Source organism: Cedecea neteri (assembly GCF_000758305.1).
Lineage (GTDB): Bacteria > Pseudomonadota > Gammaproteobacteria > Enterobacterales > Enterobacteriaceae > Cedecea > Cedecea neteri_C.
Window position 1 is genome coordinate 2958843 of record NZ_CP009458.1, and the last position, 14447, is coordinate 2973289.

The following is a 14447-nucleotide window of genomic DNA, read 5'->3' on the forward strand; positions in this document are numbered from 1 at the left end:
CTCGCGGCGAAAAGTGAGAGGAGCAGCAATGTTTCAATTAAAACCGGGCAGCCTGGCGATGATCATCGGCGCTCGTACCGCCGCCGGGCGGGTGAATATTGGTAAAGCGGTAGAGCTGTTCGGGCTATGCCAGCCGGGGGAACGCTTTGTTAATCCGGTGACTGGCGTAGTTACTCAACTGCCGTTGGAGGCTAACTATCCGCTGTGGCTGGTAACCGGCGAGGTTATCGCCTTTGATGGCCGCCAGGGCTACGCCTTCGTGCGTGCCGAGCATTTAATGCCGCTGGACAAAGATTTTTCCCCGCAGGAAGACGAACTCCACCTCAGCTATTGATCCCGGCAGTGGCGTAAAAAATCGGCCAGCACCAGCGCATGGTTCTGGTCGGTATTTTTTGCGCCATACAGCAGTGTCAGCGTGCCGTTTTCACCGTGTCGGGCAAGCGCCTGGACTGCGTCCTGATGTTGTTCCAGCTCTTGCCTGTAGAGTTTGCTGAACGTGGCAAAGTCGATAGTTTCGCCATGAAAGGCTTTGCGTAGCTCGTTCGAGGGCGCCAGCTCCTTCGGCCATTCATCGTAGTGCAGGTCGCTTTTTTTCATTCCTCTCGGCCACAGTCTGTCCACCAGCACGCGGTAGCCATCATCTTCAGCCGGAGCTTCATAGACGCGTTTACAGCGGATCATGCCTGCTCCTTATCGACGCTCTCAAGCCTGCTCAGCAACAGCGGGATCTGATGGTCAGCAAAGACTTCGATGCCGTGCTGACGCAACAGCGCTGCCGCGACCCCCTGACCCGGTATTGTTTTGCCTGCAAAGTTGCCATCGTAAATTTTCTGGCTGCCGCAGGTCGGGCTGCCGTCGGTAAGAATAGCAAACTGGCAGTTATTCTCCCGGGCGGTTTGCAGCGCGAGCCAGGCGGCAAGAAGATAAGGTTCGGTGACGTTTTTGCCGTCGCTTTCCAGAATGGCTGCACGACCGAGCAAGGCCGCTTCACCGTTGCCTCCGCTAAGCTCAGCCGGGAGGCGCGGCGTTGGCAGCCCGGCGGCGAGTTCGGGACAGTGGATAACCAGGCGGCCTTCAGCCTGAAGTTGGGCGAGGGCGGCGCCAGTTTGTGATTTTTCGCGGCCATCATAGCGGACCTGAAAGCCCATCAGGCAGGCACTAACCAGTATTTTTGCTTTCATTTTCTTCTTCGATGAAGTGAACCTGACACGTTACTACATTGTTTGCCACGGCGGAAAGAGGCGAAAGACTGCCAATTTTTGCGGTTGTCAGCGCAAAGCAAAACGCCTACTCTATCATTCCTTATGTTGTTCTCTTCCCTCAAACATAAGGCCAACCAAAGCATGTCAGACTCACAGTTGAAATCCACTTTACGTATTGCGCTTGTCGGTGATTATAACCCGGCGGTGATTGCACATCAGGCCATTCCTCAGGCGTTAGATAATGCGGCTGCCGCGCTTGGCGTCAGCGCGGATTACGACTGGGTCTCCTCGCTGGAAGTGACCAGCCCTGAAGATCTGGTAGGCTACGACGCAATCTGGTGCGTACCTTCCAGCCCTTATCTGAATGAAGATGCCGCTTACCTTGCCGTTCGCTTTGCGCGAGAAAACGGCGTTCCTTTCCTCGGCACCTGCGCCGGGTTCCAGTATGCGGTGGTGGAGTATGCGCGTAACGTGCTCGGCTGGGCAGATGCAGGCCATGCGGAAACCGCGAGTGAAGGGCGCCTGGTGATTGGCCGCCTGAGCTGCTCGTTGGTGGAAGTTTCTGACAACATCTCGCTTCTGGCTGACTCTACGGTTGGGCGTGCCTATGGCAAGACGGAAATCGAGGAGGGCTACCACTGCAACTACGGTATTGCGGAGCTGTTTGCCACCGCGCTTGCTGGCGAACCGCTGAAGCCGACCGGCTGGGATAAGCAGGGCGAGATTCGCGCGGTTGAACTTCAGGGGCATCCGTTCTTTGTGGCAACGTTGTTCCAGCACGAACGCAATGCGCTAAAAGGCAAAGCATCCCCGTTGGTTGAGGCTTTCCTGGCCGCCGCTGAGAGATAAAACCAGAAAGCCCGCTTGGCGGGCTTTTTCTGGAACATAATGCTAACTGCTATTTTATTTTTTTATTACATGGGTCAATGTATATAAACATTTATCTCTCCATGCGTTTGGGGATACTAAATGATCAAGTGCACTTTTTGTTTTCGAATAATAATGTTCAATTTCTTGCTGTGTAGGTTCGATAAATGGCATACCACATATGGAATTGACGTTTTTATTGTTGACGAATTTTAACACTTCAGATGGGTTTATGGGTAAGGCATAGGCCATGGATATATTAAGGCCTTCCTGGAGTGATGTTATACCCAGAAACGGGTGTTGGCTTAACGTAGGGTAAAGGTCTATCCAGCGAGTTCTGCCTTCTGATATATATTCAACAAGTTGATCGTATTCATTTTCCGATATCGCAGAGATATCATTGGTTCTTGATGCTGTGATAATTCTATCAAATAAATTCTGCTCAGAAGATCCTGCCTGAGTAGGTGTGCATGCAGTTGAGAAAATGATAAGCATAGCAGCGATCAGTTGCTTCATTTTACAATCAACTCCATATCACCACTTTCTGCAATAGCTCTTCTAACATTAAAGGCAGCGACAATGCACCCATTGGAAGCTGTACCGTAACCATTATCGCCGTGAATAAGAAAGCCAGCACGACCACACATGTTATTACCAGCATAGGGTGTTAAACGTAGAACAAATCGTCCGGCAGTAGGATGCCTGGCTATAGGAGCCCCGATCTTATATTTTCCTCTGGGAAGTGGGCCTTTGTTCACCTCACACTCTAAGCTTGGATCATCTTTATATCCTTCAGCACCAGCATAGAGAGCAGTAAATTTAAACTCTCCATTTTGAGTGAAAGATTTTTTCTTAACATCATAAATCCATGTCATATCAATTCCTTAGCGTGGTTTGGTTATGATGCTTGCTATAAAATGAAAAAACTAAGCTCGTTCTTTCCATGAATCTGAGTGTTGGATGTTTCCATCACAGAATTTCCAGGTTATTTTTTCATATCTTAGCGTTACTGACTCGAGATGGTTCATGTTAATGATTGATTTAATGTTATGCATTAATGGGTTGACTGAAACAACTTTAACTCCTTCAAGAAGCATATTGAAATATTCTTCCTCTTGGCCAGCGTAGTTTATTTTATACCATTTTATTTCTGCTGATTTTAATGTTTGCCCTGAGGATACGGCCTTATAAAGATATGGACTTGATGAGTCAAATTCTTTTTCAAACTCTAATGCACTATGAACGCGAGTTCCGGTAAGTTTTCCAGTATGAGAGTCAGTCGGTATGCTCAAGCCATGCATGAAGCTTAGAAGCTCTATGCTTCCCTCTCGATCCTGTATGTCTACGGAACCTTTAATCTCTGCACCACCGTCGTCCTTTAACCAAAGATAAGCTGGAATAGCCATTGATTTACACCTCTGAAATGAATAAGGCACTTAAATTACAGGAATTGTCGAGGCGGCATTTGATATTTATCAATTAAGTAATGTTATTGCCTGTTGACATAATTATGATTTATATTTTCATGAGCTAATATTTATTTAATGAATGAATTTTGGGGGCGAGTTACCTACCCCCATGTAATTATAATAAGCTGAAGAGTTTTATTTAAATGATTCCCATACTGTAGACCTTATCTTTCACAAGGCTTAGTCGCCCGAAGAATCAAAAAGGCCGGGCGGCGCATCTCTTTTGCCAGACGTGGGTGCTGTGCCAGGGTTTCTGCCGTCGGCTTAGTTTCCAGCATTCGGGTGAGGGCGAAGCCGCTGTCGAGCAGGGTATTCACATAGGTTTCCGTGGTGCGGTGGTACTTTTGCACATCCTCCACGAACCAGCTAGTGTGACGTAAACCTTGCTGGTGGTAGTGATTCACCGGCCAGATAACCTCCTCTTTATAGGTCTGCCAGCCCACCGGGAAAGCGGTGCACATCGGATGTTCCACGGAGAAGATAAACTGCCCGCCGGGTTTTAACGCGGCAAAGACAGTGTTGCTCAGGCGGGCGAAATCTTCGAGGTAGTGCAGCGCCAACGATGAAATTGCCAGGTCCCAGGTTTCACCTTCCGGTGAGAATTGCTCCAGCGGTAAATTGTGGTAGACGATGTTTGCGTCCTGCGTTGCGGCCCGCGCCTGGGAGAGCATCTTTTCCGAGATATCAAAACCCGTCACGCTTGCCGCCCCGTGGGCGCGGGCGAAGCGGGCAAAGTCGCCAAAGCCACAGCCCAGGTCGAGGATCTTCTGGCCATCCAGCGCGGGCAGCAGAGAGTAAAGCTCGGGGATCTCCAGCAGCCCGTTAAGGCCGGAGTCCTGCTCCCGTAACTGACGGTAATTTTCAAAGAATACCGGGTCGTCAAAAATGTTCTGCGGTGCCGATGATGCCATTCGATCCTCCTTGTTAGTCTGTTCAGGCCGCGGCTTTCTCCGCCGCGCCAATCTCTTTCTGGCGTCCAGCATAAGCCCCAAAGACGCCCATGACGACAGAAAGTAGCGCACAGCCTAACAACGGTATCGCCCAACTGCCGGTGATGTCATGAATCTTCCCCATCACCGGTGGGCCGAAGGCGGCCAGAAGATAGCCTACGCACTGCGCCATGCCGGACAGCGCCGCTGCCTGGTGTGCGGAACCGGTGCGCATGCCAATGAACGAGAGCCCGAGGATCATTGCCGCGCCGGAGCCAAATCCGCCGAGGGATACCCAGAAGATAGAGAAAGCTGGCAGCAGCCACAGGCCGAGCGTCGCCAGGCACCACAGCAGCGCCATCAGAGCGGCAATCCCGCGCTGGTCTTTCAGGCGGCTCAAAATCAGGCCGACAAACAGCCCCGGAATGGCAGTGGCGAGCTGCAGAATGCCATGTATCGACCCGGCTTCGGCTTCGTTGTAGCCGTGGCTTATCAGAATTGAAGGCAGCCAGCCAATAATCACGTAATAGACCAGCGAGTTAATACCGAGATACAGGGTGACCTGCCAGGCCAGCGGCGAGGACCAGATGCCGCGGCTGTGCAGCGCCGGGTTGCCGGACAGGTTCATCACCGTGCTGCTGCCAAGCTGCGGCAGCCAGACAATCAGCGCCAGCAGCGGGAAGATCATCAGCGACAGCATCGCGCCGGACCAGCCAAAGCCGTGCAGGGCAATCGGCACCACCATCACTGAACCGAGTGCGGCGGCAACGCCCATCGTGAGCGAGTAAGCGCCGGTGAGTTTAGCCACCTGGCCGGGGAAGTCGCGCTTAAGCAGGCTGGGTAATAGCACGTTGCCCATGGCGATCCCGCAGCCGATGATGGCCGTGCCGATGTACAGCAGCGCGGCGTGGCCAGCGGAGCGTAAAGCAATCCCGGCGCAGATAATTAGCAATGCGCCAAACAGGCTGCGCTCGGTGCCAAAGCGGCGGGCGATCCCGGCGGCAAGCGGGGAAACAACCGCAAAGGCCAGCAGGGGCAGGGTGGTTAAAATCCCGATCTGCGCGGTGGACAGCGCAAGTGCATCGCGCACCATATCCAGCAGCGGTGCCGCGCCGGTAAAGGTAACGCGCAAGGTGGTGGCAATCATCAGAATGCCGAGCAGAAGCAGAGCGCGGCTCTTTTTGCTCGCTGAAGTCGTGGAGGTCATATGTTGGTGTCCTGAAAAACGGTAAGGCAAAGATACACGCTTCTGCCTTTTTACGAATCAAGCTAAAATGACAGATTATCGCTAAATTCGGACATGCTATGGAACGTGACCTGGATCTCGAAGGGTTTGACCCGGACAGCATCGTGACGCCCGCGCTGGCGTTTCGCATTCGCGCCGCGCAAACCTACAACGAAAAGCCCATTCACACCCACCGAAAAGGGCAGCTGATTCTGGCGCTCCATGGCGGGATCACTAGCGAAGTGACCAACTCGATGTGGATGGTGCCGCCGCAGTATGCGGTGTGGGTGCCGGGGCAAATGCCACACAGTAACCGGGTAACGGCGGACGCGCGGCTCTGCTTTTTGTTTATTGAACCGGATGCGGTTGCTATGCCGCAGGAGTGTTGCGCGCTGAAGATCTCGCCGCTGGTGCGGGAACTGATTCTGCGTTTGTCTAACGTTCCCCACGAACATCTCGGCTGCGCGCCCACTCAACGGCTTGTACAGGTGCTGTTTGATGAGCTGCCTAATCAGCCGGTGGAGCAGCTCCAGCTCCCGATCTCCTCGCACCCGAAAATACGTGCGATGGCGGATAGCATGGCGAAAAACCTGAAGGAGAAGAAAACGCTGGCGCAGTGGGCGAACGATATGGCGATGAGCGAGCGCAATCTTGCCCGGCTGGTGGGGAAAGAAACGGGGCTGAGTTTTCTGCGCTGGCGGCAGCAGATGCAGCTCATCGTGGCGCTGCGTTATTTGATAAGCGGGATGACGGTGCAAAATGTGGCGGAGTCGCTCGGTTACGACTCCACCACAGCGTTTATTACCATGTTTAAAAAGGCACTCGGCACCACGCCGGGGCGCTATTTAAGCACCCTGGGCGGGGACGATTTTACAGACTAGCCAGCTTAAACTGAGACACGGCGGTATTTAGCTCATAGGTCTGCGCCAGCAGCGATTCAGCCGCCTCGGAGGCCTGGTTCACCATCGCCGCGTTTTGCTGCGTGGTGACATCCATCTGGCTGATGGCGGTGCTGACCTGCTCAATGCCGCTGCTTTGCTCATCGCTGGCGTGGGTAATTTCCACCATCAGCGCGGCGACGCGCTTCACGTCCTGTACCACGGTGTTGATGGTTTTGCCCGCTTCGTTGACCAGTCGGCTACCGCTGGCGACCTGATTCACGGAGTCTTCAATTAACTCTTTAATCTCTTTGGCCGCGCTGGCGCTGCGCTGGGCCAGGCTGCGAACCTCTCCGGCGACAACTGCAAAACCACGCCCCTGGTCACCGGCTCTGGCGGCTTCTACCGCTGCGTTGAGCGCCAGGATGTTAGTCTGGAAGGCAATGCTGTCGATAACGCCGATGATGTCGGTGATTTTGTTGGCGGAGCTTGAAATGCCGTCCATGGTTTCCACGACCTGGGCCACTACCGCACCGCCTTGTTCCGCGCTTCTTGAGGCGGTATTGGCCAACTGGCTGGCGCTTTGGGCATTTTCTGCGTTTTGTTTTACCGTGGCGGTCATCTCTTCCATCGACGACGCCGTTTGCTCCAGCGCGCTGGCCTGCTCCTCGGTGCGAGAGGCGAGATCGATATTGCCGCTGGCAATCTCGCTTGAGCGGGTGGAAATCTGGTTGCTGCTTTCGTGCACCAGATGGATGACCATGGTGAGCTGCTGACACATGGTTTCCATTGCGGCCATGACGCTGGTTCTGTCGCCGTCGCGCACTTTCACTTCGCAGGTGAGATCCCCGCAGGCTACGGCATTGGCAATCTCGGCCACTTCACTTGGCTCGCCACCCAGTGAGCGGAAAATCGTGCGGTGAACCCACCAGCCAACAACCAGCAGCAGCAGCACGGCGGCACCGGAACCAATCAGTTGCCATTGCGTAGAGTTTGCGCTGCTGTGTTGGGCTTTTTCTACTGCGTTATCGGCATACTCGGCGGAGGCTTTGACAAAGGATTCAATGCCTTTCTGGTGGGCAAAAAAGTCTTTATCGGCCGCTTTCAGCTTTTCAAATAGCGGCGTCGGCGCGCCCGAACGAATAAGCTCCACCAGGTCATTGGCATCTTTGATCATCGCCATCCCGGCCTGGTATTGCTCCCCGAGCAGATTCTGCTGTAGCTCTGGCGGCAGGGCGGCCTTCCAGTAATCAACGCGCTGGTGCCATTGCGCGCTGAGGCGCTTAATTTCGGCATCGGCCTGATCGACGCTCAGCGTGCCTTCCACCACGCGCGATAGCACCAGCCGCAGTTCAATCAGGTAAATCGGTGCGGGCTTGATGTCAGACATCAGATCCTTTGCCAGCAGGCCGCTTTCGGTACTTTGGGCACTTCGGTGGCTGCCGTAGAGTGAAATGGCGGTAACCAGGGCGGACATCAAAATCGAACAGCAAATTAATAACAACAAATTGTGAGCCAGTGATTTCATTTTGCCTCTCCTATTATTTGAAAAGCTTATCGGCCCAGGAGAAGGGAAACTTTTTCACCAGATCTGAAAACTCGCGGGTGAGTCACAAATTTATGCCATAAATCGGCAATTTTTTATTTTTAAAATAATCACTTAACTCAATTATTTGTTAAATCTATAAGTAAAAGATTTAACTCAGGATTAACTAATATGTTTTCTGCATATGCAATGCAGGATTAAGCATTGGCGAGGGAAAGGCGCTTGTGCGAGCGTAAAGGCATAGCTCGCTCACAGACGGGATAACAAGGAAAATCAATGGCACAGGTAAAGGCTTTAACGCACACAACTTCACACACAACAGCGCAAAGTAAATTCACGCTCTCTGCTTTGGTTCTGGCCCTGTCCGGCCTGGCCTCCGCCGCGGTTCACGCAGACCAGCTGGCGGATATTCAAAAAGCGGGCGTGGTTAAAGTGGCCACTTTTGACGCAAATCCACCTTTTGGCTCTATAGATGCTAAAACGCACGATATCGTGGGCTATGACGTTGATTTCGCGAAAGCACTGGCTAAATCCTTAGGCGTTAAGCTTGAACTGGTGGCCACCAACCCGGCGAACCGTATTCCGCTCCTGCAGTCCGGTAAGGTCGACCTTATCGTGGCGGATATCACGATTACGCCGGAGCGCGCCCAGGTGGTGGATTTCTCTACCCCTTATTTTGTGACCGGGCAGCAGTTCCTGGTCCCGGCTTCCGGGCCGGATAAGCTTGAGGATTACGCGAAAGGGCGCGTGGGTGCGGTGAAAGGCACCACCGGAGAACAGGCGCTGGTGCAGCGTTTCCCGTCAATTCGAGTGCTTTCTTATGATGATATCCCGCTGGCTTTTACCGCGCTGCGCAACGGTAACGTCCAGGCTATTACTCAGGACAGCACTATTCTTGCCGGGCTGCTGGCCGAAGCGCCGGATAAGGCGAAGTTTAAAATTCTGCCGGACCTGCTGAGCAAGGAAGAGATTGGCGTTGGCGTGAAGAAAGGGGAGCCTGCCCTTTTGAAAGCGGTTAACGACGAGCTGGTGAAGCTGGAACAAAGTGGCCAGGCAGAGCAAATCTACAACGCCTGGTTTGGCCCCGACAGCAAAACCCCGCAGCCGCGCAGCTTTAAAATTGTAGCCAAATAATATGTTTAAACGACCGCCTCATTTGTCCGCAGCTTCGGCTGCGGATTTTTTGCATCTACAGTCTGCCAGCGTTGAGTTTCGCAAAGCGAGTAAAAATTATGGTGAAACGGCCGTCCTGCGCGAGATAGACCTGACTATCGCGGCCGGGGAAGTGGTAGCGATTTGCGGCCCGTCCGGTTCGGGGAAATCGACGCTGATACGGCTTATCAACCAGCTCGAAACCCTCAGCGATGGCGATATTTTTATCGATGGTAAACCCACCCGAGCGCTGAATAACAGCACGCTACGCCGCCTGCGAAGCCGAATCGGGTTTGTATTTCAGCAGTTTAATCTTTACGCCCACCTGACGGCCGAGCAGAACATTACGTTGTCATTAACTCACGTTCACGGCTGGAAGCGTGAGGCCGCGCATCAGCAGGCTTTGGCACTGCTGGCCCGTGTCGGCCTTGCAGACAAAGCGCAGCATTATCCGGCGCAGCTTTCCGGCGGGCAGCAGCAGCGCGTGGCGATTGCCAGGGCGCTGGCGTCGTCGCCACAAATTATCCTGTTTGACGAACCGACGTCGGCCCTCGACCCGGAGATGATCGGTGAAGTTCTGCAGGTGATGAAAGATCTCGCCCACAGCGGCATTACCATGATTGTGGTCACGCATGAGATGCAGTTCGCGCGTGAAATTGCTGACCGCGTGGTGTTCATTGACGGCGGGGCCATTCTCGAGCAGGCAGCCCCGGCGCAGTTTTTCCGCTCGCCGCAGCATCCGCGCGCGCGCCGTTTTCTGCAAAAAGTGCTCGACCCACTGCATGCTGATACCGGGGCCGGGTGATGAACAACTACTTTGACTGGTCGGGCGTGCTAAGCGGGGCGCCGCGAGCCTGGCTTATCTCCGGTTTGCTGACTACCGCATGGGTAACGCTCGCCGGGATAATCATTGCGACGCTGTTTGCCGTGCTGCTGCTGGGGCTTCGGCTCGCCGGTGGCCGGGCGGGGCGCTATTTCACGGCGAGCTGGGTCTCCATTTTTCGCAATACGCCTTTGCTGGTGCAGCTGCTTTTCTGGTATTTCGCCGCGTGGAATGCGCTGCCGCAGAGCTGGCGTGGGTTTATAAACGACGATCACAGCTGGTCTCAGCTGCCCGGTGGCGTCTGGTGGCTGACGCCGGAGTTTCTCTGCGCGGCGTGGGGACTGGGCGTTTTCACTTCTGCTTTTTTAGTGGAAGAGATCCGCAGCGGGTTGCTGGCGGTGCCGAAGGGGCAAACCGAAGCTGCGCTTTCTCAGGGCTTCTCTGAGTGGCAGCTTTTTCATACCGTGCTGCTGCCCCAGGGTGTGGTTAACGCGTGGCAGCCGGTGGTCGGGCAATATCTCAACCTGATGAAGCTCTCCTCGCTGGCCACGGGTATCGGCTTTGCCGAACTCACCAGTCAGGTGCGACGCATTGAAAGCTACAATGCCCACGCGTTGGGCGCTTTTGCCGCAGGTACGGTGCTTTATTTGCTGTTGGGGCTGGCAATGAGCGGGCTATTTACACTCTTTGCGCCAGGGAAACGCGGGTTACGTAAACCGGAGGTACAGCATGATCGCTAACATTTCGGTGATTACGGACAACCTCGACTATTTGCTGTGGGGAAGAATGGCTCAGGGAGAGCCGGGCGGCGTGCTGTTAACCCTGATGATGGCCGTGGGCGCTGGCGTGCTTGCCCTGGGGTTAGGTTTATTGCTGGCCTGTGCTGCCTGGCGCTACGGCGGTATTGTGCGGCGGGGGCTTTTCCTCTGGGCCGATCTGATTCGCGGCATTCCGCTGATTTTTGTGATCTTCTGGCTCTATTTCCTGCTGCCCGCTATTACCGGGCGTGATTTACCGGGGCCATTAACCGTCACGCTGGCGCTGGCCTGGTTTACCTCTGCGGCGGTGATGTACACCACGCTGGCGGCGCTGAATGCGCTGTCTAAGGGGCAAAATGAGGCGGCGATTGCCGGTGGGTTTACGCCGTGGCAAACGCTGAGGTTAGTGCTGCTGCCCCAGGCGCTGCGCAACGCTTTACCATCGTTTGCCGGGCTATTTATCTCGCTTATCAAAGACACGTCGCTGGCGTTTATTGTCAACGTGCCGGAGCTGACAACCGTGGCCGGGCAGGTCAACAGCCGGGTGCAGATTTACCCGGCGGCTATTTTTATCTTTACCGGCCTGGTTTATTACCTGCTGTGCAGCGTGCTGGCCTGGCGCATTCACCGCTGGCAGCGGCAGGGCGCTACTGCTTACCCACGATAAGAGAAACCAGCCCGGCGGCGATCAGCGGCCCAACGGGGACGCCACGGAACAGGGCGACACCAAGGACGGTGCCGACCAGCAGGCCGCCTACCAGACCCGGCTGGCTGCCCATAAGCGTCACGCCGCGCCCGCCGAGCCATGAAACCGCAACCCCGACGACAATCGCCACCAGCGATTTCCAGTGAGTGAAAGAGTGGATCAGGTTGCTGGCGGGCAGAGTGCCGCTGGCTATTGGAGCCATCACGCCGATGGTCAAAATAATGATCCCCACCGTCAGGCCCTGTTTCTCAATCCACGGAAAGAAAGTGTTCAGCGGGGTGACGCGCACAATAATCAGCACGAGGATGGAAACTGCGACGGTGGTGTTATGGCTGACAAAACCTAATCCTGCCAGGGCCAGAAGGATCAAAAGCGTGGGGTCAAAAATCATGATATATCCTTGCCAAATAAGAAGTTTTTAACTTTTATTGTTGTGTTGAATGGCGACAGCGACTCTGTGGCCGTTCATCATTCTGTCATTTTTGTGGTCAACAATTAAGTGATATGACAGCAGGAAACGGCTTACAGGAGAAAAGGATGGGCGATCCAGCGTTATTCGACACGATCTGCATCACTGCCGCGTTCTTCGGGATCGCTTCGGTATTGGTGCTGTCTGTCCTTTATCTCGAACGCCTCGGCTAGCTATTCGGGGCGGTGAAAATTGACCAGCTCCGGGCGCGCAATGCGCAAGTAATCCTGTGTATCCATTACCACTGATTTTTCCAGCAACCCTGCATTGAAGGCAATCTCCGAAAAGCGCTCGAAAATAGAGGGGTCGGCCACCAGCCGCAGCTGAGCGTGAAAGCTGAACGGCGGAATCGCACCAAACACACATCGGGTTAACTCATCTACTTCCGCCGGGCTTGCCAGCGATGCTTTCAGGCCGCCCAAATGCTGCGCCAGCAGGCTCAGATCCGCCTGTTTGTCCGCCGCCAGAATCGCCAGCACGTGCAGTTTTACGCCGTTGCCTTTCACTTTGCAGACCAGCGCTTTTGCGCCCTGGCCAAGCTCGGTACCTCGGATCGCCGAGACCTCTTCACATTTCCCTGCCGCCACGTGGTTTACCACACGGTAACGAGCCTGTTGCTGCTGTAATAAATCGATAAGTTGCTGATGGACGTCTTCGCCTTTTGCGTGGGGTGTCATGCGCTGCCTCTTGATGATTACCAGCCGTATTCGGAATAAATCTCTCCGTCGATAATAGCGCTGATGGCCTGCTTAACATAGGGCACGGTGTTCTCCGGTAACTCCCTGATATTGACCCATAGCAGGTCAGAATGCTTATCCGGTTCGGCGATATAAGGCTCGCGCTGCCAGGAAGCGCAGAGAAAGAAGTGGCCCATCCACGAGCGATCTTCGGTTTTAACGTGCATCGAGTGAACCGACCTGAGGGCTTCGGTCTCAATGATCACCCCCGTCTCTTCATAGGCTTCTCTGGCTGCGGCATTAAGCAGCGTTTCACCGCTTTCAAGGCCGCCTGCGGGCAGGCTATAAAAGCCGTCCATCCAGCCGGTGTTCGCTCTGCGGATGAGACAAATTTCGTCGTTGCGGCGCAGGACGACAAATACGGCGACGGAAAGCTGGTAGCGTTCTCTTTTCATCATTTTCGACTCTTGCTTTTGTGGTCTGTGAATATATACAGTGTTTATGGCCAGGCTCAACGCAAGAACTGGTAGGGTGACAATGGGCAATGTCAGTGAGGTACGCGATGTCGGGTTTCAAACTAGAAATTTCTGATCAAATCAGCGAGGAATATTCGCTGCCCATCGAGGCAGGACTTGGTGAGTTTAACGATGCGATGAGCGGGATAAACGATCGCCAACCGCTGGCGGTTGTGGTTCGCAGTCCCGAGAGTGGGAAAGTCGTTGGTGGGATGTTGGGGCGTTCGTCCCTCGGCGTGCTGTTTATCGATCTGTTTTATTTACCGCCTGAGTTAAGAGCGCATGGATTAGGCAGCGAGATCCTGAAGACGTTTGAAGCAGAAGGGTGCAGGCGCGGCTGTGTGGCCGGTTTTTTATATACCATCAGTTTTCAGGCCCCGGATTTCTACCGCAAACATGGCTGGGAGGCATTTGGCAAAATCGACTGCTTGCCCGAAGGCACCAGCCGTTTCTTTATGAAGAAGACGCTGTAATGCAAAAATAATAAAGGCCGGTTCTGGCCGGCCCTCAACGTTCCGCGCACTTTTTAAATGTCATCCACGGTGTGACCGACAACAATCTCTAAAGCATTGCGATATACGTCGCACATGACGACATCTTGAGTCGTTTCGAGTGCGTCAACCAGCCAGATAATAATAGCTTTATTGGAAACAGTCTTATTGGCAGACAAAATAGCGGTGACAGCCTGACTGATGGCCGCATTTTCTTCCGCGTGCCGGTCTGCCGTGCTTCTTATAAAGTCGGATAATGCGTGATCTACGATTCCGGTGTGCATTGCAGAGGTATTGGAAATTAGCTGTGTCATAGTCATTCACCGTTTTTCAGTTGTTGGCCATGGGCCGCTAGTGGACATTTTTTGCGTTAGGTTGTTTCGTCTCAGCTGCGCCTGAACGCGCTTCTTTTTCTGTCTTTTCTGCCAGAGACCGCGAGAGGTTGCCCTCGATTTCAGCGATAACGTTCTGCAAAACCCTACGTCGCCGTGGCGTCTGCTCTGATATAAGCATCGCTTCTAATCTTGCAATTAAAGCTCGGGTGTTGATTGCGCTGGCGCTGTTTAGCAACGACAGCGCGGCTTCGCCGATAATCTCGTCCGTTAATTGTTCATCGTCGCTTCTCTTCACTTTGTCACTCCTGATTTCCTCGCCATGGGGTCAATACCGCTGGCATGAAGTCATTAGCCGGAGTCTGAGAATGAGGAAGAACTTAGTCTTTATACTTCAGGGCTTCTCTC

The 14447-nt window shown here is 54.0% G+C and carries 22 protein-coding genes; 9 read left to right on the forward strand and 13 right to left on the reverse strand.

What is annotated here, in order from left to right; translation table 11 throughout:
• Positions 1–28: 28 nt before the first annotated feature.
• The gene (locus LH23_RS13870) at positions 29–334 is read left to right on the forward strand and encodes a hypothetical protein (RefSeq protein WP_039292113.1); all 306 of its coding nucleotides are present in this window, start codon (positions 29–31) and stop codon (positions 332–334) included.
• Here LH23_RS13870 and LH23_RS13875 read toward each other — a convergent pair.
• Complete coding sequence (locus LH23_RS13875; RefSeq protein ID WP_039292116.1) at positions 328–681, reverse strand: DUF488 domain-containing protein; 354 nt, start codon at positions 679–681, stop codon at positions 328–330. The genes LH23_RS13870 and LH23_RS13875 overlap by 7 nt on opposite strands.
• Positions 678–1181 carry a DUF523 domain-containing protein gene (locus LH23_RS13880; protein ID WP_039292117.1) on the reverse strand — a complete coding sequence of 168 codons (504 nt, stop codon included), beginning with the start codon at positions 1179–1181 and terminating at the stop codon, positions 678–680. The genes LH23_RS13875 and LH23_RS13880 overlap by 4 nt, the downstream gene beginning before the upstream one ends.
• A 162-nt stretch (positions 1182–1343) precedes the next feature.
• Between LH23_RS13880 and LH23_RS13885 the strand changes: the two genes are divergently transcribed.
• Positions 1344–2051 (forward strand): CTP synthase, encoded by a 708-nt coding sequence (locus LH23_RS13885; protein WP_039296682.1) that lies wholly within the window; start codon positions 1344–1346, stop codon positions 2049–2051.
• A 54-nt stretch (positions 2052–2105) separates the two neighbouring features.
• Here the strand turns inward: LH23_RS13885 and LH23_RS24280 are convergent, their stop codons facing one another.
• The 5 genes from LH23_RS24280 to LH23_RS13905 all read right to left on the reverse strand — a co-directional run bounded on the left by LH23_RS24280 (position 2106) and on the right by LH23_RS13905 (position 5674).
• Positions 2106–2585, reverse strand: a complete 480-nt coding sequence (locus LH23_RS24280; protein ID WP_231560124.1) for a hypothetical protein — start codon at positions 2583–2585, stop codon at positions 2106–2108.
• Entirely contained in the window at positions 2582–2944 is a 363-nt protein-coding gene (locus LH23_RS13890) for a tlde1 domain-containing protein (protein ID WP_039292121.1), read from the reverse strand. Before LH23_RS13890 ends, LH23_RS24280 begins: the two co-directional genes overlap by 4 nt.
• A 51-nt stretch (positions 2945–2995) precedes the next feature.
• On the reverse strand, positions 2996–3475 hold the full coding sequence (locus LH23_RS13895; protein WP_039292124.1) for an Hcp family type VI secretion system effector: 480 nt from the start codon (positions 3473–3475) through the stop codon (positions 2996–2998).
• 227 nt (positions 3476–3702) lie between these two features.
• A complete protein-coding gene (locus tag LH23_RS13900; RefSeq protein WP_039292127.1) occupies positions 3703–4449 on the reverse strand; it encodes a class I SAM-dependent methyltransferase in 747 nt (248 codons plus the stop codon).
• A gap of 22 nt (positions 4450–4471) precedes the next feature.
• Complete coding sequence (locus LH23_RS13905) at positions 4472–5674, reverse strand: CynX/NimT family MFS transporter (RefSeq protein WP_008456706.1); 1203 nt, start codon at positions 5672–5674, stop codon at positions 4472–4474.
• A 98-nt stretch (positions 5675–5772) separates the two neighbouring features.
• On the opposite strand from LH23_RS13905, the gene LH23_RS13910 reads away from it, so the two are divergent.
• Positions 5773–6573, forward strand: coding sequence for an AraC family transcriptional regulator (locus LH23_RS13910; protein ID WP_039292130.1), 801 nt, complete (start codon positions 5773–5775; stop codon positions 6571–6573).
• Here LH23_RS13910 and LH23_RS13915 read toward each other — a convergent pair.
• Entirely contained in the window at positions 6563–8098 is a 1536-nt protein-coding gene (locus LH23_RS13915; protein ID WP_039292133.1) for a methyl-accepting chemotaxis protein, read from the reverse strand. The genes LH23_RS13910 and LH23_RS13915 overlap by 11 nt on opposite strands.
• 294 nt (positions 8099–8392) lie before the next feature.
• Here LH23_RS13915 and LH23_RS13920 point away from each other — a divergent pair, with 294 nt between their 5' ends.
• The 4 genes from LH23_RS13920 to LH23_RS13935 are packed head-to-tail and all read left to right on the forward strand — an operon-like array spanning position 8393 to position 11516.
• Complete coding sequence (locus tag LH23_RS13920) at positions 8393–9250, forward strand: ABC transporter substrate-binding protein (RefSeq protein ID WP_039292136.1); 858 nt, start codon at positions 8393–8395, stop codon at positions 9248–9250.
• Position 9251: 1 nt separating this feature from the next.
• Complete coding sequence (locus LH23_RS13925; RefSeq protein ID WP_039292145.1) at positions 9252–10073, forward strand: amino acid ABC transporter ATP-binding protein; 822 nt, start codon at positions 9252–9254, stop codon at positions 10071–10073.
• Positions 10073–10831, forward strand: a complete 759-nt coding sequence (locus tag LH23_RS13930) for an amino acid ABC transporter permease (protein ID WP_039292147.1) — start codon at positions 10073–10075, stop codon at positions 10829–10831. Before LH23_RS13925 ends, LH23_RS13930 begins: the two co-directional genes overlap by 1 nt.
• Entirely contained in the window at positions 10821–11516 is a 696-nt protein-coding gene (locus LH23_RS13935) for an amino acid ABC transporter permease (protein WP_039292149.1), read from the forward strand. The genes LH23_RS13930 and LH23_RS13935 overlap by 11 nt, the downstream gene beginning before the upstream one ends.
• On the opposite strand, the gene LH23_RS13940 is transcribed toward LH23_RS13935, so the two are convergent.
• Positions 11497–11943, reverse strand: coding sequence for a DUF441 domain-containing protein (locus tag LH23_RS13940; RefSeq protein ID WP_039296685.1), 447 nt, complete (start codon positions 11941–11943; stop codon positions 11497–11499). The genes LH23_RS13935 and LH23_RS13940 overlap by 20 nt on opposite strands.
• 149 nt (positions 11944–12092) lie before the next feature.
• Here LH23_RS13940 and yoaI point away from each other — a divergent pair, with 149 nt between their 5' ends.
• Positions 12093–12197: a small membrane protein YoaI gene (yoaI, locus tag LH23_RS24285; RefSeq protein WP_231560125.1), complete on the forward strand. Its 105-nt coding sequence runs from the start codon at positions 12093–12095 to the stop codon at positions 12195–12197.
• Here the strand turns inward: yoaI and LH23_RS13945 are convergent, their stop codons facing one another.
• On the reverse strand, positions 12198–12701 hold the full coding sequence (locus LH23_RS13945; RefSeq protein ID WP_039292152.1) for a YbaK/prolyl-tRNA synthetase associated domain-containing protein: 504 nt from the start codon (positions 12699–12701) through the stop codon (positions 12198–12200). It lies immediately after the preceding gene.
• Positions 12702–12718: 17 nt separating this feature from the next.
• Positions 12719–13159 carry an NUDIX hydrolase gene (locus tag LH23_RS13950; RefSeq protein WP_231560126.1) on the reverse strand — a complete coding sequence of 147 codons (441 nt, stop codon included), beginning with the start codon at positions 13157–13159 and terminating at the stop codon, positions 12719–12721.
• Between the two features lie 104 nt (positions 13160–13263).
• On the opposite strand from LH23_RS13950, the gene LH23_RS13955 reads away from it, so the two are divergent.
• Positions 13264–13689, forward strand: coding sequence for a GNAT family N-acetyltransferase (locus tag LH23_RS13955; RefSeq protein WP_039292155.1), 426 nt, complete (start codon positions 13264–13266; stop codon positions 13687–13689).
• A gap of 53 nt (positions 13690–13742) precedes the next feature.
• Here LH23_RS13955 and LH23_RS13960 read toward each other — a convergent pair whose 3' ends face one another.
• Positions 13743–14021, reverse strand: coding sequence for a biofilm development regulator YmgB/AriR family protein (locus LH23_RS13960; RefSeq protein WP_039296691.1), 279 nt, complete (start codon positions 14019–14021; stop codon positions 13743–13745).
• A gap of 37 nt (positions 14022–14058) precedes the next feature.
• Positions 14059–14337, reverse strand: a complete 279-nt coding sequence (locus LH23_RS13965; RefSeq protein ID WP_039292158.1) for a hypothetical protein — start codon at positions 14335–14337, stop codon at positions 14059–14061.
• Positions 14338–14447 lie beyond the last annotated feature (110 nt).

Coding starts and splice junctions, on each gene's coding strand:
- LH23_RS13930 (WP_039292147.1), top strand. CDS start 10,073: ATGAACAACTACTTTGACTGGTCGGGCGTGCTAAGCGGGGCGCCGCGA.
- LH23_RS13895 (WP_039292124.1), bottom strand. CDS start 3,475: ATGGCTATTCCAGCTTATCTTTGGTTAAAGGACGACGGTGGTGCAGAG.
- LH23_RS13935 (WP_039292149.1), top strand. CDS start 10,821: ATGATCGCTAACATTTCGGTGATTACGGACAACCTCGACTATTTGCTG.
- LH23_RS13915 (WP_039292133.1), bottom strand. CDS start 8,098: ATGAAATCACTGGCTCACAATTTGTTGTTATTAATTTGCTGTTCGATT.
- LH23_RS13945 (WP_039292152.1), bottom strand. CDS start 12,701: ATGACACCCCACGCAAAAGGCGAAGACGTCCATCAGCAACTTATCGAT.
- LH23_RS13920 (WP_039292136.1), top strand. CDS start 8,393: ATGGCACAGGTAAAGGCTTTAACGCACACAACTTCACACACAACAGCG.
- LH23_RS13960 (WP_039296691.1), bottom strand. CDS start 14,021: ATGACACAGCTAATTTCCAATACCTCTGCAATGCACACCGGAATCGTA.
- LH23_RS13925 (WP_039292145.1), top strand. CDS start 9,252: ATGTTTAAACGACCGCCTCATTTGTCCGCAGCTTCGGCTGCGGATTTT.
- LH23_RS13880 (WP_039292117.1), bottom strand. CDS start 1,181: ATGAAAGCAAAAATACTGGTTAGTGCCTGCCTGATGGGCTTTCAGGTC.
- LH23_RS13905 (WP_008456706.1), bottom strand. CDS start 5,674: ATGACCTCCACGACTTCAGCGAGCAAAAAGAGCCGCGCTCTGCTTCTG.
- LH23_RS13900 (WP_039292127.1), bottom strand. CDS start 4,449: ATGGCATCATCGGCACCGCAGAACATTTTTGACGACCCGGTATTCTTT.
- LH23_RS13890 (WP_039292121.1), bottom strand. CDS start 2,944: ATGACATGGATTTATGATGTTAAGAAAAAATCTTTCACTCAAAATGGA.
- LH23_RS13885 (WP_039296682.1), top strand. CDS start 1,344: ATGTCAGACTCACAGTTGAAATCCACTTTACGTATTGCGCTTGTCGGT.
- yoaI (WP_231560125.1), top strand. CDS start 12,093: ATGGGCGATCCAGCGTTATTCGACACGATCTGCATCACTGCCGCGTTC.
- LH23_RS13875 (WP_039292116.1), bottom strand. CDS start 681: ATGATCCGCTGTAAACGCGTCTATGAAGCTCCGGCTGAAGATGATGGC.
- LH23_RS13950 (WP_231560126.1), bottom strand. CDS start 13,159: ATGATGAAAAGAGAACGCTACCAGCTTTCCGTCGCCGTATTTGTCGTC.
- LH23_RS24280 (WP_231560124.1), bottom strand. CDS start 2,585: ATGAAGCAACTGATCGCTGCTATGCTTATCATTTTCTCAACTGCATGC.
- LH23_RS13955 (WP_039292155.1), top strand. CDS start 13,264: ATGTCGGGTTTCAAACTAGAAATTTCTGATCAAATCAGCGAGGAATAT.
- LH23_RS13870 (WP_039292113.1), top strand. CDS start 29: ATGTTTCAATTAAAACCGGGCAGCCTGGCGATGATCATCGGCGCTCGT.
- LH23_RS13910 (WP_039292130.1), top strand. CDS start 5,773: ATGGAACGTGACCTGGATCTCGAAGGGTTTGACCCGGACAGCATCGTG.